Source organism: Niveispirillum lacus (assembly GCF_002251795.1).
Lineage (GTDB): Bacteria > Pseudomonadota > Alphaproteobacteria > Azospirillales > Azospirillaceae > Niveispirillum > Niveispirillum lacus.
In genome coordinates this window covers 259,507-280,497 of sequence record NZ_NOXU01000024.1, presented here as the reverse complement: position 1 = coordinate 280,497, position 20,991 = coordinate 259,507, and the positions used below count along the sequence as shown (strand labels likewise).

Genomic DNA, 20,991 nt, shown 5'->3' with positions numbered 1-20,991 from the left:
GACCCACACTCGCCTGCCCTGACCGGGACCGGCGGGCGTGAAGCCGTCACCCGGTTTCGCTACGGGCCAGCATGGCGCGAAACTGTGGCAGGGCAACCGCCAGGAAACCCGCGCCCAGGCCGGCCAGCACCAGCATCTGCGGCCAGACAATCTCCAGTCCGGCCCCGCGATAAAGGATGGCCTGGGCGAGCTGGACAAAATGCATGGTGGGCGACAATTGGATCAAGGTGCGCAAGGCATCCGGCATGCTTTCCAAGGGGGATGTCGCCCCCGACAGCATGTTCAGCACCATGAAGATTGGAATGGCGATCAGGGCGAATTGCGGCATGGACCGGGTAACGGTGGCCAGCAGAATGCCCAGCGATGTGGTGGCAAACAGGTAAAGCGCCACCCCGGCCAGAAACAGGCCCAACGACCCTTGGATGGGCACACCCAGCCAGCCTTCGACAACAAAGGCCAGCGACAATCCCGACGCCACCAGGATCACCAGACCATTTGCCCAGATCTTGGCCAGGGCGATTTCCGACGCCGTGATGGGCATCACCAGCAGATGCTCGATGGTGCCATGCTCCCGTTCCCGGATCACGGCGGCACCGACCAGAAGAATGGACAGGATGGTGATGAACTGGATCACCGCCATCACAGCCTGGAACCACAGGCCTTCCAGATTGGGGTTGAACAGGGTGCGGGACACCAGGGCGACGGGAGTGACTGTGCTTGCCCGTGGGTCCAGGGTTTCAGCCACTTCCTGGGCGATGATCTGCTGGATATAGGCGCTTCCCAGCCCAGCCTGGGTCATGGCGGTAGCGTCGATATTCAGTTGCACCAGGGGCGAATGGCCGCTGCGCAGGTCCGCCTCCATCCGCGGGGGCAGGTCAATGATGAACGTATAGTCACCGCGATCCATGGCGGCATCGACGTCACTGCGGTCCAACCGGTCGGGCGCGCGGAAATAGGGGGGGAGCAGGGCGTCCCCGATGCGGTGTGTCAGGGCTGACCGGTCACCATCGACCAGGGCGACGCGGGCATGGCTGACATCGGTCTTCACCCCGGTCGCCACCGTGTAAACCGACAGGGTGAAACTATAAAGGATCAACGCCAGCAGCACCTTGTCCGCCAACAGGGAGGACAGTTCCTTGCGGCCCAGGAACCAGACAGTGGCCAACCAGTGCCGCATGTTCAATCCTCCTGCTTGTTCAGCAACAGGCAGGCCGCGCCCAGAAACAGCAGGGCGAACAGGGCCAGCATGGTGAATTCCAGATGGAACGCGGCAAAGCCCCGTGCCTTGGCGAAGCTGCCCAGACTGATGGTTTGAAACCACAAGGAGGGGAAGGACAGGCCAAACAGCCGCGCCCCGCCTTCCAGCGTGGCGGCGGGATACAGAAAGCCGGAGAAGTTGACGGCGGGCACCGTACAGAGAATGGCCGTCAGGGCGATGGCTGCCACCTGTGTGCGCACAAAGGTAGAGATCAGCAGGCCCAGTCCCGTGCCGGCCACGATATAGAGCACCACACCCAGGCACAATGCCGCCAGCGACCCTTTCACCGGCACGGCAAACAGCAGCCAGGTCACGATCAGCATGATCAGGAAACTGGCAAATCCGATCAGGATATAGGGTGCCTGCTTGCCGATCAGGAACTCGCCGACACTGGCGGGCGAGGCGTAGAGATTGGCGATGGACCCGATCTCCCGCTCCCGCACCACACCGATCGCGGTTAGCATGGGCGGGATCATGATCAGCAGCACCATGATCACGCCGGGCAGGATCGCGGCCGCACTGCGGAATGGCTGATTATAGCGGAAGCGGGGTTCGATCCTGACGGTGACGGCGGCCGTGTCGGGCGCGCGGGATCGCTGTGTCAGATCCTGGATATAGGCCAGGGCGATGCCCTGCACATAACCGTGGGCCGTTTCCGCCCGGAACGGCATGGCCCCGTCCAGATAGACGGCCAGTTCCGGCCGACGTCCCTGCATCAAGTCACGCCCGAACGCGGGCGGGATGGAAATCACCAGGCGCAGCTCGCCGGTTTTTAACCGATGTTCGATGGCGCTGTCGCTGGTCACCGGCGCACGTTCCTGGAAATACCGCGACCCGGTCAGGTTTTCCACCAACTGCCGGCTTTCCAGGCTCTGGTCTTGATCATAGACGGCAAAAGGCAGGGCCTCCACGTCGAAGGTGATGCCATAACCGAAGGTCAGCAGCAGGATCAGCGGTCCAAAAAGGGCAAAGGTCAGGCGGACACGGTCGCGCAGCACCTCCACCATCTCCCGCCGGGCAAAGGCCCAGATCCGGGCTAATGACGTGGAAACGCCTCCTCTGGCATCGCGCGTCGCCGGTTTATGGTCGAGCGTGGCGGCAGGCGGCGGCTCCTCGCGGATACCGCCGGCCTGTTTCAGCACCATGACGAACGCATCCTCCAGCGTCGCCGCCCCCTGCCCGTCGCGCAACTCTGCCGGTGTGCCGACGGCCAGCACCCGGCCGGCATGCATCAGGGAAATACGGTCACACCGCTCTGCTTCATTCATGAAATGGGTGGAGACAAAGATCGTCACCCCATCACGGCGCGACAACGCGCCCAGATACCGCCAGAACAGGTCGCGGGCGCCGGGGTCTACCCCGGATGTCGGTTCATCCAGGATCAGGATTTCCGGCCTGTGCAGGCAGGCCGCTGCCAGTTGCAGCCGCTGCCGGATACCCAGTGGCAGCGCGGGGGGGAGGGCGTCCGCCACCTCTGACAACCCGAAATCGGCCAGGGCTTGCGTTGTGACCGCGGCCACGCGGTCGGCCGCAAGTCGGTACAGCCGCGCATGCAGTTCCAGATTGGCGCGGACGGATAATTCCTCGTACAGCGAAAAACTTTGGGACATGTAGCCAACGCGCAGCCGCGTTTCCAGATCGGCTTTACCGATGGGCTGGCCCAACAGGGTGGCCGTGCCCGATGTGGCGGGCAGCAGACCCGTCAGCATCTTCATGGTGGTGGTCTTGCCGCAGCCGTTCGATCCCAGGAAGCCGAAAATCTCACCCCGCCGGATGCAGAAGCTGACCTTGTCAACCGCCGTGAAATCGCCGAACCGACGGGTCAGCCCATCGGCCATGATGGCATCCGGCCCGTCCCGGTGGACAAAATCCGGCATGGTAAGCGGGGTCGGGCGGGTTCGGCCGCCGGCTTGCAGGACCGCATAGGCCTGTTCCGGGGTGGCGGCCCCGGCTTGAGCCAGCATCGCATCCTGCGGTCCGGCGGCCAGAATACGACCCTGGTCCATGGCGACCAGATGGTCGAAGCGCGCTGCCTCGTCCATATAGGCGGTGGCAACCAGAAGGGTCATGCCGGGCCGCTCGGCACGGATGGCATCGATCAGGGTCCAGAATTGTCGCCGGGAGAGCGGGTCTACACCTGTGGTCGGTTCATCCAGGATCAACAGGTCAGGGTCATGGATCAACGCGCAGCACAAAGACAGCTTTTGCTTCATGCCCCCGGACAATTTGCCCGCTGCCCGGTCTGGAAACGGGTCCAGGCCCGTGGCTTTCAGCAACCGACCAATACGTGCCGCCCGCTCTGTTGGTGTCTGCCCATACAGGCGACCGAAAAAGTCGATATTTTCTGTCACAGACAGGGTTGGATAGAGGTTGCGGCCCAGCCCCTGCGGCATATAGGCGATACGCGGGGATACAATGTCCCGGTGGCCCGCGTCGTCCATTTGCCCACCCAGCACCCAGACCCTCCCCGTCTGGAGTTTCCGTACACCGGCGATCAGGCCCAGCAGGGTGGATTTGCCCACCCCGTCCGGCCCGATGATGGCGACGCTCACCCCTGTCGGGATCGTCAGGCCAACCCCCGCCAGCGCCTGCTTTTCCCCATAGGCATGGTGGACGCCTGACAGGGTGATGGCGGGATCAGTGGCCGGCATGGGCGGGCGCTGCTGGTAGTTTCGTGGCCAGCCGATCCGGCCAGGCCACCGCCGGGTCCAGCTTGACATAGGCCTGCCCCGTCAGGCCGGCGCGCACATAGTCGCGATAAATGGTCAGCAGCGCCGGATCAATGGACAGCTTGACCCGGTACATCAGCTTTTCGCGTTCATCCGCCGTTTCTACCGCCTTGGGGGTGAACTGCGCCTCCGCCGCGACAAAGCTGACCTTGGCCGGGATCACATAGTCCGGCGCAGCGTCCAGCACAATGCGGGCATCCGACCCATGCGCCACCCGCCCTGTCTGACCCGTTGGCAGAAAGACGGTCATGAACACATCCGACAGGTCCAGCAAGGTGGCTACCCGCCCGCCGGCGGCCAGCACTTCGCCGGGATGGGCCAGCCGGTATTCGATGCGGCCGGCTGTGGGGCTGGTCAGATCGGTTTCCGCCAGGTTGGTGTCGATCAACAGCAGTTGCGCCTTGGCGGCCTCCCAGGCGGCCTTGGCATCGCCGACATTGGCCCGCGCCGCTTCCAGCGTGGCGGACGCGACATCATTCTGCGCCTTGCGCCGGTCCACCTCGCTGGCCGGCATAGTACCGGTACGCGACAGTTCCATGCCGCGTTTCAGTTCCACCCCCGACAGTCTGACTTCAGCCTGCCGGACCGCCACCTGCGCCTCGGCCTGCAGGATCGCCTGTTCGGCGCGGCGGACGGCAGCCATTGCAGCGGCCCGCTGGGCCATCAACTCGGCCTTGTCCAGGCGCGCGACCACGGCCCCACGCGCCACCCCATCGCCCTCGCGTACGGCAATCTCCAGCACACGGCCAGGCAGCTTGGTGGCAATGTCGATGCGTTCCACCTCTACCCGGCCATTGGCATGGGCCAGTCCCTGCGGCAACTGTCCGGCTTGTGCGTTCCACCAGTAAAGGCCGAAACCACCCCCCACGGCAGCCACAGCCAGCAGGGCGATCAGGGGTGGCGCACGCATGGGAACACTCCGCAACAGCCGGATGATGCGGTCACCCTAGCGTGCGGACAGGATATGGGCATTGCGGCATGTCAATTCCGCACCTGCGAAAGGCGTCTGGGCTGGCCCGCCTGGGTCTCAGCCTTTGGCCATGGCAATCTCGGCCGCCTTGGCTTCAACCAGTTTCACCAGATGATCGACGATGCTCTCGTCCTTCAGGCGGTGCGCCGGCAAGCCCCCCAGATAGACCTGATGTGTGCCCTTGCCGCCGCCGGTGAAACCGATATCGGTCATGGTGGCTTCCCCCGGCCCGTTCACCACACAGCCGATGACAGAGACAGTCAGCGGCGTGGTGATATGGGCCAGCCGTTCCTCCAGCACCTCCACGGTCTTGATGACGTCAAACTGCTGACGCGCGCAGGAAGGGCAGGAAATGACGGTCACGCCCCGGCGACGCAGGCCCAGGCTTTTCAGCATCTCATAGCCGACCTTCACCTCCTCCACCGGATCGGCGGACAATGACACGCGGATCGTGTCGCCGATACCGGACCAGAGCAGCATGCCCAGTCCGATGGAGGATTTGACAGTGCCGGCCCGCAGGCCCCCCGCTTCGGTGATGCCGATATGCAACGGATAGTCACAGGCTTCCGCCAGCCCCTGATAGGCGGCGACAGCCAGGAAGACGTCGGATGCCTTCACCGAGATCTTGAACTCCCGGAAATCATGGTCTTCCAGGATCTTGGCATGGGTCAACGCGCTTTCCACCAGCGCCTCGGGGCAGGGTTCTCCATACCGTTCCAGCAGGTCCCGTTCCAGGCTGCCGGCATTGACCCCGATACGGATGGAACAGCCATGGTCCTTGGCCGCCTGCACCACTTCGCGTACCCGCTCCGCCGACCCGATATTGCCGGGATTGATGCGCAGACAAGCCGCTCCGGCCTGAGCCGCCTCGATGGCGCGACGATAATGGAAATGGATATCGGCCACGATCGGCACCTGGGCCGCGCGTACGATCTCGCCCAGGGCCGCCGTGCTTTCCTCATCCGGGCAGGAAACACGGACAATGTCGGCCCCCGCTTCTTCGGCCCGCCGGATCTGCTCGATGGTGGCCTTCGCGTCCGCTGTGGACGTGTTGGTCATGGTTTGCACTGTGATCGGCGCATCGCCGCCCACCAGCACCGATCCGACCCGGATCTGGCGGGATTTACGGCGCAGGATCTGGCGCCAGGGACGGTGGGCGGCGGGGTCGTGGTTGGGGCTCATGGATGAACCTTCAGGAAAAGGGGGGCGTGCAGGCCGGGTTGCATGTTACCGTCCGGCCAGCGCTTCCGGTGTCAGGGGGACGCTCCGCAGTACCTGGGACTTGGCCCCCAGCGGGGCAAGGTCGCGACCATCCAGGCTGACCACCAGACCACCGGCATTGCCGGTATTCAGCACCATGCCCGGTATGTCGGGGGCCCGGAACAGGTCGCCCCGGCGCAGCACACGGGACGCCCAGAGGGTACCTTTGCCGTCCCGTACCTCCACCCAACTATCCTCGACGGCGCGGATGGTGACACGCACATTGCCCTCTGCCTGACCGAAGACCCGGCCCGTCGGCACCACCTGTTCGGGTGTGGCGGTCGGGGCGTTGGCGGCGGGCGGCGCCGGCATGGCAGCGGCCTCGCCGGCAGCGACCGGTTCCACATCCGGGGTGGCCGGGTCAGCAGCGGGCGGCAGGCCCGTTTGCCCCAGATCGGGCAGTTGTGGCACTTCGCTGTCTTCGTCATTGACCGGGCCCTCAGCCACGGGGCTGGTATCGGTCGCGGGCAACGGTGTGCCGGCATCGGGGTCACGGCGCTGAACCGGCGCCGGCAGGGGGCTGGCCCCGGCCCCCCCCACTTCCGGTGCCGACGGGGCCGATCCCTCGACCAGCGCTTCCACCTGGCCGGCATTCAGCATGGGTGTCGGGCTAGGTGGTGGCTCCACCACCGTGCCATCCCCATAGATCAGCTTCGACAGCCGTTCCGGCAAGGCGGGGACCATGTCGCCGACCGACCGGTTGGACGCGGATAGTACGTACCAGCCGCCATAGACAGCGACGGCCAGCAGGGCCGACAGCAACTGGACGGCCCCCCCTGGCACGCGGCTTTCATTCACCGGTTCGGGGAAATAAAGTTCCGGGGCCGGTTCATGCCCGGCCGCATCCTGCTTGAACCGGAGCAGCACCGCACCGGGGTCCAGCCCCACGATCTGGGCATAGGAACGCAGAAAACCGGTGGAATAGGCATGGCCCGGCAGATCCCCCCAGCGCCCTTCCTCGATCGCTTCCAGAAAGTTGAGGCGGATGCGCAGATTGGCGGCCAGATCGGGCAGTGCATAACCCAGCGCCTCGCGCCGCGCCTTCAGCGCTTCGCCGACATGCCGGGGTCCGGCCGGCGCCTGTGCCGCCGTGTCGGCGGTGTCAAAGGCTGCGGTTCCACCCTGGCGCATGTTGCGCAGATCCTGCTGTTGTCCGTACTGGTCGCCCATGGTTCCCCGCCGGCTTGGCCCTGGCCTGATCTGACCTGTCTTACCAACCGCCGCCCACCGGCGCAACCCGCCCGCCCCAAGGGTACGAAGTCCCCATAAATAACACCGCGAAGCGCAGGCTCCGCGGTGTTTTCAGACAGTGAAGGCGACAATCGGATCAGGCATTGCCCTGCGCATCGCCCATTTCGCCCTGCTGGGACAGGACCTGACGGCGGTACAGGTCAACAAAGTCCAGCGGCTGCAACAGCAGCGGCGGGAATCCGCCCTGGGCGGTGACGTCGGCGATGATCTGGCGGGCGAACGGGAACAACAGGCGGGGCCCTTCGATCAGCAGCACGGCGCGTTGCGTCTCGGCCGGCATGTTGGGCAGGGTGAAAACCCCGGCATAGACCAGTTCGGCAATGAAGGCCGTTGCCTCACCCACGGTGGCTTCGGCGCGCAGGCGGATCTGCACTTCGGCGACATTGTCGGCCAGACCCTGGGCCTGCAGATCGACCTGCAAATCGATCTTCGGCTGTTCGGATGCGCTGGCCAGGATGCGCGGCGCGTTCGGGTTTTCGAACGACAGGTCCTTCACATACTGCATATTGACGACCAGTGGCGGCACCGGGCGCGCGGACTGGGCTTCGGCGGCGTCATCACCCTGATTGATCGTCTCGTCGGACATCTGGAACTCCGGAAAAAAGCGTGAAGGGTTTGGCGCGGGACCTAGCACGGATCAGCCCCCTTCGGCAACCAGACCCTTGCCGCCATGCATGTGCGTGGCTTGACAAGCCGGCAGCGGCGGGATTTAACGGTTCCCGCGTGGTGATTTGGTGACCGGATTGCAGGCCACGTTAAACGAAGCTGCTAAAAGGTCGAAGCCAGGGATCAGGCGCCGAAAGGGCGCCACCGGGCCTCGATCGAACCGGTCGAGGCTTTTTGAGGACCCTGGCCATGAGCGACCTGCCTGATGATCTGAACCCCGCCACCCAACTGGTGCATGGCGGCACCCGCCGTTCCCAGTTTGAGGAAACGAGCGAGGCGATCTTCCTCACTTCCGGCTTTGTCTATGGCAGCGCCGAGGCCGCCGAGGCCGCCTTTGTCAATGATGGCTCGCGCTTCGTCTATTCCCGGTTCCGCAATCCGACCGTGGCCATGTTTGAGGATCGGCTGGCGCAGTATGAAGGCTTCCCGCGCTGCTTTGCCACCGCATCGGGTATGGCCGCTGTTCATGCCGCCGTCTTTGGCCTGTTGAAGGCCGGCGACCGACTGGTGGCCAGCCGCGCCCTGTTCGGCTCCTGCCTTTACATCGTGTCCGATCTGGCCCGCCGCTTCGGTATCGAAAGCGTGATCATCGACGGCACCAAACATGAGGAATGGGAAAAGGCGCTCTCGGTCCCTACCAACCTCGTTTTCCTGGAAACACCCAGCAACCCCTGCCTGGAAGTGGTTGATCTGGAGCATGTGGTGCCACTGGCACACAAGGCCGGGGCCAAGGTGGTGGTGGATAATGTTTTCGCCACGCCGGTTTTGCAGAAACCGCGCCAATATGGCGTGGATGTAGTCGTCTATTCCGCGACCAAGCATATTGATGGCCAGGGCCGCTGCCTGGGCGGTGCCATTCTGTGTGATGACGAGGTTGCGGCTCAATTGGCGCCCTATCTGCGCCATACCGGCCCGGCCATGAGCCCGTTCAACGCCTGGGTGCTGCTGAAGGGTCTGGAAACCCTGGAACTGCGGGTCAAGGCGCAGTCGGCCAGCGCCTTGGCGGTGGCCACCTTCCTGGAAAACCACCCGGCGGTGGAACGGGTCCTCTATGCCGGTCTGGACAGCCACCCGCAGCGCGCCCTGCTGAAAAAGCAGATGAAGGCCGGCAGCAACCTGATCTGCTTCCATCTGAAGCCGGTGAACGGTGATGCCAAGGCGGCCGCCTTTGCCACCTTGAATGGACTGAAAATCGTCAAGATTTCCAACAATCTGGGCGACTCGAAATCGTTGGCCACCCATCCTTCCACGACGACGCATCAGCGCCTGACGGTGGAGGAGAAGGCGATCCTGGGCATCGGCCCCGGCACCATCCGCCTGTCGGTGGGCCTGGAGGATGCCGACGACATCATCGCCGACCTGAAGCGGGGCTTGGATACGCTGGTATAAGAAGCGGCTATCAGGTGCTTTTCCGCTGATCCTGTGGGCTGATCCTGTGGGCGGTGAGGGTTCTACCGCATCCACCGTCACCCCGGCTTTCGCCGGGATGACGGTGGAGAGTGTGGAAAGTCGTTACAGACCAGACTGCCGCTGGGATGGCCCGCCATGGGCACCCAGCCATAAAGGCTGATTTTCCACCCCTTTCGTGCTACGCTTTGCGCGTCAACCCTATCGTCACGTCTATTGACCGGAGCCGGAACCCTGTCCGCTCCGAATAGACCTTCATTTCTGTTTCACAATGTTTCATCCGGTTAGAGCGGGGCTTCCCCGCGCGCTGAAACACACCCTGTTTTTGTGGTGCAGACTGTTGCATAGGCCCGGAGTCCGGGCCTGGCTGGCTCCGAATGGTCGGCAACCCCACACCCTGGCAGGCGTGCCTTGCGCCCCGCCATTCTGGACAGGGCTTTCCTGGATCGTTACATGAAAGCTTCCCACGGGTGCGGATGCTGATCTGTGCCCTGTCCGGGCATTGCCAACCACATGGGTGTCCCATGACCGCGTCCAACCAGACCTTCCAGCCCTATCCCGCCGCCGAACCCAACCCGGATTTTCCGCGGATTGAGGAAGAGGTGCAGCGGATTTGGAAGGAGAACGCGGTTTTTCAGCAGTCGGTGGATTTCCGCCCGCTGGAAAAGGATGGCAAGCACAATGAATTCGTCTTTTATGACGGCCCGCCGTTTGCCAACGGCTTGCCCCACTATGGCCATCTGGTCACGGGCTTCGTGAAGGATCTGGTACCGCGGTATCAGACGATGAAGGGCCGCAAGGTCGAACGCCGCTTCGGCTGGGACTGCCATGGCCTGCCCGCCGAATTGCAGTCGGAAAAGGAACTGGGCGTTTCCGGGCGTCACGACATCCTGAAATACGGGATCGACAAGTTCAACGCCCATTGCCAGGTGTCGGTGCTGCGCTTTACCCAGGAATGGGAATATTACGTCACGCGCCAGGGCCGCTGGGTCGATTTCCAGAATGATTACAAGACCATGGACATCACGTTCATGGAAAGCGTGATGTGGGCCTTCAAGCAACTCTGGGATAAGGGGCTGGTCTATGAAGGCTACCGCGTTGTGCCCTATAGCTGGGCCGTGGAATCGCCGCTCTCCAACTTTGAAACCCGCCTGGACAATTCCTACCGCGAACGCCAGGACCCGGCGCTGACCGTGCGCTTCCGCCTGGACCCGCGTGAGGGTGATGCAGGACCGCTGGACATCCTGGCCTGGACAACCACGCCCTGGACCCTGCCGTCGAACCTGGCCTTGGCTGTGGGGCCGGAGATCGAATACGCCGTCATGCGCAAGGGCGATGACCGGCTGATCCTGGCCAGCGCCGCTGTGGGCAAATATGCCAAGGAGCTGGAAGGCTACGAGCAGGAAAGCACGCTGTCGGCGGAAGACCTGCGTGGCCGTACCTACGAGCCGATCTTCCCCTATTTCAAAGGGCTGGAAAAGGCGCACCAGATTCTGGTGGCCGATTTCGTCACCACCGGCGATGGCGTGGGCATCGTTCACATGGCCCCCGGCTTTGGTGAGGACGACTTGGCCGTCTGCAAGGCCAACGGCCTGCCGGTCAAGGTGCCGGTGGACGTGGCCGGCAATTTCACAGCGGAAGTGTCCGACTATGTCGGCCTGAATGTGATTGAGGCCAACAAGCCCATCATCCAGGACCTGAAGGCGCGGGGCGTCGTGCTGCGGCACGAGACGTACCTGCATAACTACCCGCATTGCTGGCGCACCGATCAACCGTTGATCTACAAGGCGGTGAATAGCTGGTACGTGGAAGTATCCAAGTTCAAGGACCGGATGGTCGAACTGAACCAACAGCAGATCAACTGGGTGCCCGGCCATGTGAAGGATGGGTCCTTCGGCAATTGGCTGGCCAATGCGCGGGACTGGAACATTTCCCGCAACCGCTTCTGGGGTTCGCCCATCCCGGTCTGGCGCAGCGATGATCCCCGCTATCCGCGCATCGACGTCTATGGCTCCATCGAAGAACTGGAGCGGGATTTCGGGGTGAAGGTCACCGATCTGCACCGCCCCGCCATTGATCATCTGGTCCGCCCCAACCCCGACGATCCGACCGGCCAGTCGATGATGCGCCGCGTCGAAGACGTGCTGGATTGCTGGTTTGAAAGCGGCTCCATGCCCTTTGCCCAGCAGCATTATCCGTTTGAGAACAAGGAACGGTTTGAAGCCGCCTTCCCGGCCGATTTCATTGTCGAATATGTGGCCCAGACCCGCGGGTGGTTCTACACGCTGATGGTTCTGTCCACGGCGTTGTTCGACTGTGCGCCGTTCAAGAACGTGATCTGTCACGGTGTTGTGCTGGACGAGGACAAGCAGAAACTGTCCAAGCGTCTGCGCAACTATCCCGACCCGGTGGAGGTGCTGAACAACCAGGGTGCCGATGCGCTGCGCTGGTATCTGGTGTCCAGCCCCCTGATGGTGGGCGGCGATCTGGCCATGCCCAAGGATGCGCGCGGCATCGCCCAGGCGTTGCGCCAGGGCGTGCTGCCGCTGTGGAACGCCTACAGCTTCTTCACGCTTTACGCCAATATCGATCAGGTGAAGGGCACGATCCGCGCCGACCAGAAGGGTCTGTTGGACCGCTATATCCTGGCCAAGACGCGTGAACTGGTGGAAGGCATCGAATCCCGTCTGGACGGTTACGACCTGCCCGGCGCTTATGCCATCATCACCGGCTATTACGACGCGCTGAACAACTGGTTCATCCGCCGCTCCCGGTCGCGTTTCTGGCGTGAGGCCGGTGAGGGTGATGGTCAGGACAAGATTGATGCCTATGACACGCTCTACACGTGCCTGGTCACAGCCACCAAGGCGCTGGCTCCCCTTCTGCCGCATGTGACGGAGCGGATTTATACCGCGCTGACTGGCGAGGCATCCGTGCATCTGGCGGATTGGCCGGACGTGTCCTACCTGCCGTCCGATCATGAGCTGACCAGCCAGATCGATCTTGTTCGCGAGATCTGCGCCTCTGCCATGTCGTTGCGCGAAGCCAAAAAGCTGCGCATCCGTCTGCCGTTGCGCACGCTGACCATCGTCCATCCTGATGCCGATCGGCTGAAGGGCCAGTTCGATACCGTGCTGGGTGCCCTGGTGGCGGACGAGGTGAATGTGAAGAGCGTGTTGGTCTCCTCCGACATCTCCCTGGTTGGCAGCCGCCAGCTGGCCGTGAACGCCGCCATTGTCGGCCCCAAGGTGGGCCCGAAGATGAAGGAGGTGATGGCCGCCTCGAAGCAGGGCCACTGGACCGACAAGGGCGATGGCACCGTGGAGCTGGCCGGTGTCGTGCTGGAAGCCGGCGATTTCGACATCCGCATTCAGGCCAAGGAAGGCACCCATGCCGCGCGCTTTGCCGGCGGCAAGGGTGTGGTCGTGCTGGATGTGACCGTGGATGCGGAGCTTGAGGCCGAGGGCTGGGCCCGTGACTTTGTGCGTGCGGTGCAGTCGACGCGTAAGGAGTCGGGCTTCCAGGTGACGGACCGTATTACGATCCATACCGTTGTTCCCGACAACATCGCCAGTGCCCTGACCACGCATGCCGAGACCATCAAGCGGGAGACGCTGGCTTTGTCGCTCACGGTCAACCCGCCGGTCGATATCGGCGAAGCTGCTGTGTCGGTGGATATGTCGGGAACCTCGATTTCGTTGCTGTTGCTGCGCGAAAAGATTGAGGGCTGACGTCTAACAACAGATCCCAAACCGGCCTCCGCCGCGAAAGCGGGGAAAGCATTGTCTTCATCACGGCAATCCGTGTGCCCCGCGATGCGCACGCGCCTCCCCCTCAATGAAAATTCCGCCCTTCTCCGAACACCCGCGCCGGCCGGGCGTCGGGGTAGGGTGTGTCATGGGGGGTGGACGGTTCCTCACTCAGGGCGTGCAGATGCGCGGACAGGTCGATCAACCGGTCGGCCACGACATGGATCACCTCGCCTTCCCGCTGCAGCCTTCCACGCACCCCCAGCAGGGTGGCGGTCATCAGGGGGCGCCGGAAACGTTCCATGACCGATGGCCAGACCACAAGGTTGGCGACCCCCGTCTCATCCTCCAGTGTCACAAAGATCACCCCCGACGCCGTGCCCGGTCGCTGCCGCACCAGCACCAGGCCCGCCGTGCCGACCATGCTGCCCGGCCTGCCATCGCGCAGGGACGCCGCCGGCCCCATGCCCAGCCCGGTGAGCGTGGGGCGCAGCAGAGCCAACGGATGGGTTCGCAGGCTCAAGCCCTTGGTGCGGTAATCCGCCCATACCTGCTCACCCAGGCCCATCGCCGGCAGGATCGCCTCCGGTTCGTCGCCCATATCCACGGGTGGACGGTTATCGCCCACCCGTCGCGTCTGATCGGCGGCCTGGAACAGGGGCAGGGGTTTGGCCCCCAAGCGCTTCACCTCCCACAGGGCCTGACGCCGGTCCAGCCCCAGAGCGGCGAAGACATCGGCGTCGGCCAGTCGGTCCAGAATGCCCACACCCAGGCCTGTGCGCTGCCATAGGTCGCGGATCGTGTCATAGCCGCCGGCCCGTTTGCGGGCGATGGTGATGGCTGCATCCTCTCGCATGCCTTTCACCTGCCGGAACCCTAGGCGCAGCGCGGGTCCACCGCGCCCCTCTTCCAGCGTGCAGTCCCATTCCGATCGGTTGATATCCACGGGCCGTACCTCCACCCGGTGCTCCACCGCGTCGCGGACGATCTGGGCCGGTTGATAAAAACCCATGGGCTGGCTGTTCAGCAGGGCGCAGGCAAAAATCGCGGGGTGATGGCATTTCAGCCAGGAGGATTTATAGGCCAGCAGCGCAAAGCTGACCGCATGGCTTTCCGGGAACCCGTAGCTGCCGAAGCCCTGGATCTGCTTGAAACAGCGGGCGGCATAATCGGGGGTATAACCTTTGCCGATCATGCCATCGATGAATTCCTGTTCAAAGGCCCCCACCCCGCCTGTCTTCTTGAAAGTAGCCATGGCGCGCCGCAGCTGATCGGCCCGCCCCGGGGAAAAGCCGGCAGCGACGATGGCCATGCGCATGGCCTGTTCCTGGAAAAGCGGCACCCCCAGGGTCCGGTGCAGCACGTCGCGCAGTTCCCGACTGGGGAAGGTTACCGGCTCCAGCCCGTGACGGCGGCGCAGATAGGGATGCACCATGTCGCCTTGGATCGGACCGGGGCGGACAATCGCCACCTCGATCACCAGATCATAGAATTCGCGGGGTCGCAGGCGCGGCAACATGGTCATCTGCGCCCGGCTTTCGATCTGAAACACACCGATCGTGTCAGCCCGGCAGATCATCTCGTACGTATCGGGGTCATCATCGGGAATGTCGGTCAGGGCCAGGGGACGGCCCAGGCGCTGGCTCAGCATGTCAAGGCCGCGCCGCATGCAGGACAGCATGCCCAACGCCAGTATATCAATCTTCAGCAGGCCCAGTGCCTCGACATCGTCCTTGTCCCATTCGACGACGGTGCGATCCTCCATCGCCGCATTCTCGATGGGGACCAGTTCGTCCAGGCGTGAACGCGAAATGACGAAACCGCCGACATGCTGTGACAGATGCCTGGGAAAGCCGCGCAGGTCGTAGGCCAGTTCCATGCAGAGCGCCAGCGTCGGATCGGACGGGTCCAGCCCCGCTTCCCGCGCGGTCGCCTCATGGCTGCTGCTCTGACGGTTCCAGCCCAGCCGGACCAGGGCGCCGATGACATCGTCTGACAGGCCCAGGACCTTGCCCACCTCCCGGATGGCCATGCGGGAGCGATAGCAAATGACGGTTGCCACCAAGCCGGCATGGTCGCGGCCATATTTTTCATAGATATACTGGATCACCTCCTCCCGCCGTTCATGCTCGAAATCAACATCGATATCGGGCGGCTCGCCCCGATCTTCGGAAATGAAGCGTTCGATCAGCAGGTCGTGATGGTCGGGATCGACAGCCGTGATGCCCAGGCAGAAGCAGACGGCCGAATTGGCGGCCGATCCCCGCCCCTGGCACAAGATTTCGCGCGACCGGGCAAAGCGGACAATGTCATGCACCGTCAGGAAATAGGGTGCATAGTCCAGCTTGCCGATCAGGGCGAATTCATACTCCAATTGCTGACGCACCTTTTCCGGGATACCCCGGATATAATGGCGTTTCGCCCCCTCCCAGGTCAGCCGCTCCAACTCCTGCTGCGGGGTCAGACCGTCAGCGATGGGGTCGATGGGATAGTCATAGCGCAGTTCATCCATGTTGAACCGGCAGCGGTCGGCGATGGTGAATGCATTGGCCAAGGCGTCAGGGCGATCAGCGAACAGGGCTGCCATCGCCGCTGCCGGCTTGGGATAATGTTCGGCATGCGGCGACAGGATACGGCCGGCATTGGCCAGGGTGCGGCCATGACGGATGCAGGTCAGGATATCGTGCAGCCGCTGCCGGTCTGGATGGTGGTACCGCACATCATGCGTGGCCAGCAGACCGATACCCAGATCGTCCGCCATTTGTCCCAGCCGCAGCAGGCGTGACCGGTCATATCCCTGGTAAAGCGGGGCCACAGCCAGATACAGGCCGGCCGCCGGCAGGGTTCGGAACCGGTCCAGCATCCCCGACAAGTCTGCCAGCCGTTTCGGCGTGGCCCGGCCCTCGGGCGCCAGAGCGGCCAACACCTGTCCGGCCGCCGCATCGGTCAGATCGGCCAGGGTCAGGTGGCATTCTCCTTTGGCCCCGCGTCGTTTACCCAGCGTCAACAGGCGGGTCAGCCGTCCATAGGCCGAACGGTCGGTGGGATAACACAGCACAGGCGGCGCATCGGCCAGTGTCAGGCGGCAACCGACCACCAGTCGCAGGCGATGTTGTTTACAGGCTACATGCATACGCACGGCGCCGGCCAGACTGTCATGGTCTGTGATAGCGATGGCCTGGCGCCCCAGTGCGGCGGCGGCCAGCACCAGTTCATGGGGATGCGACCCGCTGGCCAGGAAGCTGAAATTGCTGGTCACCTGCAGGTCGATGAAATCCGGGTCGGTCATGCGCACAGACCGTGCAAATACCACGCCCCCCGATCATCCACGGTGCGGAACAGCCAGAGCCGGCGGCCATCAGCCAATTGCGCCCGATAATAATCCCGTGTTGGCCCTATGCGTGCCCGCCACCAGTCGGGCCGGATGCGTTCCGGCCCTTCCAGCCAGTCTATGGGCAGATAGTGTCCGCGCCAGGACAGGCCTGACCCGACCTGTACCGGTTCCGGTGGGTGCAGTAACAGCAGGGGTCGGGGGCCTTCCATCGCCCAGGTGCGGGGGCGTGCGGGCAGGGGACGGGTGGGTTGCGGTTTGGGCCAGGGACTGGTCGGTGTGGTGGCGTCGGCGGCGGTCCTGCACGCTGGAAGTTTTCTCAGGGTCGGGGAGCAAAGGGTCCCCGTATCGGTCTTCCCCTCCACTTCCCTGACCAGTTCCATGACCTGTTCCGGCCGGTGTGTGTCGCGGGGGAGGGGATGGCCCACCTGATCCTCGCCCAAGCGGTTGACCAGCCGGTCCAGAAGCCCCATGACGGCAAAGGCATCGCCACCACCAACCGCCAGCCCGGCCTGTTCGCCGGTGAAGCTGTCCGTACCTGTCGCGGTCAGCTCCATCATTTCGATCCCGAAACCAGGATCGATTTTATCAAACCGCTCTCTGAACAGATTTAACAATCCTTGCGGATCGCGCACAGGCCGGGCCGTACCGATACTGATGTTCTGGGCTGTGGTGTCGGTGCGTAAACAGGTCAGCCGCAGGCGTCGGACCCCGCGACCCGCCGCCTCCAGACGGATCGACAGATCGCGTAGCAGCATCAGCAGGGCCGTCTCAATCGCGTCGCGCGTCATGATCGGGTCGGCAAATGCCCGGTGTACCTGCCAGCCGGGGGTTGCCATTTCCGGCACCACCGGATCTGCGGCCACCCCCAGCATCCGGTCCAGCCGGCGCAGAGGACCGGTCCCAAACCGGGCGGCCAGGGGGGCCCGCGGCTGTCGTTGCAGATCACCCACGCTGCGCAGGCCGACACGTGCCAGATCCTTACACACACCTTCATCAAGACGCAGTGCCGCCAGGGGCAGGGACAGCAGCGACACCCAGGACCGTGTACCTGTGGGCAGCACTGGTCCTGCTGTCGCTGACCGATGCCGTGCCCAACCCCAGGCGGCGGCCCCGGTATCACCCACGGCCAGCCGGCAGGTCAGGCCGGCCCGACCCAACCTGTCGGCCAGATCAGTCAGCAACCTTTCCTCTCCCCCCAGCAAATGAGTGCATCCAGTGATGTCCAGGATCAATCCGTCCGTGCCGTCGGTGGCAGCCTGCGGCGTATAGCGTTGGGCCCAGATGGCCAGACGGGCCAGGGCCGCCCGATCGGCAGCCGGATTGGCCGGCATCGCGATCAAATCGGGACTCAACGCCCGCGCATCAGCCAGCAGCATGCCGGGTCGTAACCCGTCGGCTGTTGCCAGGGCATCCACGGCGTACAAGCGAATACCCCCCTGTCCCGCCAGGGTCAGGGCCAGCGGACCAGACATTGTCTCGACCTTATTCCGCCGCCGCCACTGGTCCGTCGGCCAGCGGCAGAGCCAGACGGAGACGAAACGCCGTGTCATCCCAAACAACCTCCCACCTGCTTGCACGCCCCTGCGATCCGCCACCGCGCGCCCGCAGCAGCGACACCAGCCAGCGGGGTCTGCCTCCATCCTCATGGGCTGGCCGGTCCCCCTGGGAGGTGACATGCCAACGGGTCAGAGAGGTGGAAGGGGGAGGGCGGCCCAGGGGGGGCAGGATCAGGATGCCCAGTGTCTGCCCATCCTCCGCCGCCAGTTGCAGGCGTCGTCCGGCCACCGGGCCGGGCATCACCCCGTCCCCGACAACAGCGGCCAGCCCTGGACAGCGCAACGCCTCTTCCAGCGCCCAGAGCGCGTCATCAGCATTGTCAGGCCGTATCAGGATCAGACGCCCCGCATCCAGGCCCAGAGCTGCCAAGCCCGGCCCATAGGGCATCTCGGCCAGCCCCAACGGGTCGCCCTTGTCCCGGTACCGACACCACAGGATGGGACCGGGTGGCAGACCCGACAGGATGGACGCGACGAAACCATGGCATCCCGCATCAGCCGGGGCCGGCAGGAATTCATGGACACCACCCCGCACCAACCCGCCCCCAGGCAATGCGGCATCCAGACAGGCCAGGCCCAGCGACAGGGCGGCGCACCCCTTGGGCGGGCGGACCCGGTCCATGATGGACAGCCGCTCCCGCAGGGCGGCGATGGTGGGGATCGTGTCGGTCATGGGGTTATTGTTCTTGTTTTGTTCTTTTTGGCAAGTGTTGAATCAGGTGGGGACGGATTGGATCAATCCGCCCGTTCGGCCTGGAAGGCCTGCATCGTGGCGGTGACCCAATCCACGAAAGCCTTCACAGGCGGGCGACGGAAATGCGGGGTGGGGGCCACCAGATGATAAGCATCATAGATGGCGGTCTGTGGATAGGGACGCACCAGCCGCCCCGCCGCTACATCATCGGCCGCGAGAATCGTGTCACCCAGGGCCAGCCCCTGTCCGGCCAGGGCCGAATCGATGGCGTTGCCTGCATCGAAAAAGCGGGTGCCGCGCAAGGGTGCGGTCACCACCACACCCGCCGCCCGGAACCAGGCGTGCCAGGGCATGTCCATCTCCTCCAGCAGCAGGTCGCCTTTCAGCAGATGAGCCGGATCGGGGGGAAGGCTGCTGGCCAGAGAGGGAGCGCAGACGGGGAAATTCACGACAACAGACAGAAGCTGCGCCTGCAGGCCCGGCCAGGGGCCGCTGCCATAGCGGATGCCCAGGTCCGCCCCGCCCTTACGGAAATCGGCGGCGACACGGGTGGCGTCAACCACGACTTCCACCTCCGGATGGCGGGCGCGGAAGTCGCCCAGACGTGGGATCAGCCAGCGCTGGGCAAAAGAGGGTTCCACCGACAGAATCAGGCGTGACCGGCCTGCCACGGGCGGGGCTGCACGCAACAGACCCGTCGCCCCCTCGATCAGGTCGAAGGCCGCGACCGCCGCGTCGCGATAGGCACGGCCCGCATCAGTCAGCATCAAACCCCGATTATGCCGGGTGAACAGCTTGCAGCCCAGCCAGACTTCCAGATCCCGGATCTGCCGCGACAGGGCAGGATGGGCGACATTCAGTTCCTCCGCCGCCCGGCTTAAGCTTTCATGACGTGCCGCCGCCTCAAAGGCGCGCAACTGGGTCAGGGGCGGCAGGCGGCGCATCGTGATCTCCGCAGGGTCAGCGCCCCACGGTGATGAAGGGCATTTGTGGGTTCGATGTAACTAAAAGCTACAGCGACTGTATTTGATTGATATTCGACGTCAAGCCAAGCTTCCGCGATGATGACCCCAACATCCAGACGATCTTTGCCAGGAGCAGCCATCATGTCCCGCCGAACCTTCATCCCTGATCCCGCCAGTTGGCCCTTTGCCACGCTATTCAGCCTTCTTTCCTGCCGGTTTTCGCCCGTTTCCCCGTGCCACCGGCATTGACAGGGGGGGTGGTTTGCGGCAGTTGAGAGGCACCCCAGTGACGGGCGGACGGCCGCCCCATGACTGACAGATTGCCGGGACCGACCAAGATGACCGACGTCGCCAACGCCGACGCCCCCCAGATGCCGCTTCTGTACAAGAATCCCGTTGCCGTGAGCGCGCAGCATCACGCCAATGTGAAGGTGAAGCGCAATCGTACCTTCCGCTACGCGTCCAAGATCCACGCCGTACCGGTGCTGGCGGAAGAGATGCCGCAGTTGCAGAACCATTACCCGCTGGTATTCGGCCCCGGCCCGTCGGCTGGTGTCATGGCCCTGCTGGGTCTGCGGGCGGGTGAGAACCTGTTTCTGCGCGAAGACTTTACCTGGGCTTACAATGCTCAGATCCCCGCCTATATCGGCCGCTATCCGTTCATCCTTGTCGAGATGCCGGAGGACAAGCGTCTGGTCTTGATCATGGAAGAGGATGAGGAAATCCTGATCCGTGGTGAGGGGGCCGAGGGCGATCTGCCGTTGTTCAAGGACGGCAAGGGGACCAAGGAAGGCGAAGATATCCTGAATTACTGTGTGGCCTTCAACCAGTCGGCCCGACAGACCCAGCTTTTCTGCGAAGAGGTCGAAAAACTGGGCCTGCTGGTCGATCAGCGCGCCGAGGTGGTGACGCCGGAAGGCAAGCAATTGTCGTTGTCAGGCTTCCGCGTCATTGACGAGCAGAAGTTCAACGAACTGCCGGATGAGACCTTCTTGGAATGGCGCAAGCGCAACTGGATCGGTCTGGTCTATGCGCATTTTGTGTCGTTGGGCCGCTGGCAGAACCTGATCGACCGTCTGCCCAAGGGCGTCTGATCGGTCTGTTGCTGCCACAGGCAGGAAATGGAACGGCCCCGGTGGTTTCCCGCCGGGG

General features: G+C 63.8%; 13 protein-coding genes and 1 riboswitch. Of the genes, 3 read left to right on the top strand and 10 right to left on the bottom strand.

Annotated features, from left to right (window positions below):
- Positions 1 to 46 precede the first annotated feature (46 nt).
- The 6 genes from CHU95_RS07020 to secB all read right to left on the bottom strand — a co-directional run bounded on the left by CHU95_RS07020 (position 47) and on the right by secB (position 8,054).
- Entirely contained in the window at positions 47 to 1,177 is a 1,131-nt protein-coding gene (locus tag CHU95_RS07020; RefSeq protein WP_094455086.1) for an ABC transporter permease, read from the bottom strand.
- Between the two features lie 2 nt (positions 1,178 to 1,179).
- Positions 1,180 to 3,909, bottom strand: coding sequence for a ribosome-associated ATPase/putative transporter RbbA (gene rbbA / locus CHU95_RS07015; protein ID WP_094455084.1), 2,730 nt, complete (start codon positions 3,907 to 3,909; stop codon positions 1,180 to 1,182).
- A complete protein-coding gene (locus tag CHU95_RS07010; protein WP_094455082.1) occupies positions 3,896 to 4,897 on the bottom strand; it encodes an HlyD family secretion protein in 1,002 nt (333 codons plus the stop codon). The genes rbbA and CHU95_RS07010 overlap by 14 nt, the downstream gene beginning before the upstream one ends.
- A 117-nt stretch (positions 4,898 to 5,014) precedes the next feature.
- A complete protein-coding gene (gene ispG, locus CHU95_RS07005; RefSeq protein ID WP_094455080.1) occupies positions 5,015 to 6,139 on the bottom strand; it encodes a flavodoxin-dependent (E)-4-hydroxy-3-methylbut-2-enyl-diphosphate synthase in 1,125 nt (374 codons plus the stop codon).
- Positions 6,140 to 6,184: 45 nt separating this feature from the next.
- Entirely contained in the window at positions 6,185 to 7,387 is a 1,203-nt protein-coding gene (locus CHU95_RS07000) for a helix-turn-helix domain-containing protein (RefSeq protein ID WP_094455078.1), read from the bottom strand.
- A 157-nt stretch (positions 7,388 to 7,544) separates the two neighbouring features.
- The gene (secB, locus tag CHU95_RS06995) at positions 7,545 to 8,054 is read right to left on the bottom strand and encodes a protein-export chaperone SecB (RefSeq protein WP_094455076.1); all 510 of its coding nucleotides are present in this window, start codon (positions 8,052 to 8,054) and stop codon (positions 7,545 to 7,547) included.
- A gap of 127 nt (positions 8,055 to 8,181) precedes the next feature.
- Positions 8,182 to 8,260: riboswitch (SAM riboswitch) on the top strand.
- Positions 8,261 to 8,323: 63 nt separating this feature from the next.
- On the opposite strand from secB, the gene metZ reads away from it, so the two are divergent.
- On the top strand, positions 8,324 to 9,523 hold the full coding sequence (metZ, locus tag CHU95_RS06990) for an O-succinylhomoserine sulfhydrylase (RefSeq protein WP_094455074.1): 1,200 nt from the start codon (positions 8,324 to 8,326) through the stop codon (positions 9,521 to 9,523).
- 542 nt (positions 9,524 to 10,065) lie between these two features.
- Positions 10,066 to 13,272 (top strand): isoleucine--tRNA ligase, encoded by a 3,207-nt coding sequence (ileS, locus tag CHU95_RS06985; protein ID WP_094455160.1) that lies wholly within the window; start codon positions 10,066 to 10,068, stop codon positions 13,270 to 13,272.
- 103 nt (positions 13,273 to 13,375) lie between these two features.
- Here ileS and CHU95_RS06980 read toward each other — a convergent pair whose 3' ends face one another.
- The 4 genes from CHU95_RS06980 to gcvA all read right to left on the bottom strand — a co-directional run bounded on the left by CHU95_RS06980 (position 13,376) and on the right by gcvA (position 19,818).
- Positions 13,376 to 16,579 carry an error-prone DNA polymerase gene (locus tag CHU95_RS06980; RefSeq protein ID WP_094455072.1) on the bottom strand — a complete coding sequence of 1,068 codons (3,204 nt, stop codon included), beginning with the start codon at positions 16,577 to 16,579 and terminating at the stop codon, positions 13,376 to 13,378.
- The gene (locus CHU95_RS06975; RefSeq protein WP_165772059.1) at positions 16,576 to 18,096 is read right to left on the bottom strand and encodes a Y-family DNA polymerase; all 1,521 of its coding nucleotides are present in this window, start codon (positions 18,094 to 18,096) and stop codon (positions 16,576 to 16,578) included. The genes CHU95_RS06980 and CHU95_RS06975 overlap by 4 nt, the downstream gene beginning before the upstream one ends.
- Positions 18,097 to 18,106: 10 nt before the next feature.
- Entirely contained in the window at positions 18,107 to 18,853 is a 747-nt protein-coding gene (locus tag CHU95_RS22375; protein ID WP_165772058.1) for an ImuA family protein, read from the bottom strand.
- A gap of 62 nt (positions 18,854 to 18,915) precedes the next feature.
- On the bottom strand, positions 18,916 to 19,818 hold the full coding sequence (gcvA, locus tag CHU95_RS06970; protein ID WP_094455068.1) for a transcriptional regulator GcvA: 903 nt from the start codon (positions 19,816 to 19,818) through the stop codon (positions 18,916 to 18,918).
- A 359-nt stretch (positions 19,819 to 20,177) separates the two neighbouring features.
- Here gcvA and CHU95_RS06965 point away from each other — a divergent pair, with 359 nt between their 5' ends.
- Entirely contained in the window at positions 20,178 to 20,933 is a 756-nt protein-coding gene (locus CHU95_RS06965; RefSeq protein ID WP_165772057.1) for a SapC family protein, read from the top strand.
- Positions 20,934 to 20,991 lie beyond the last annotated feature (58 nt).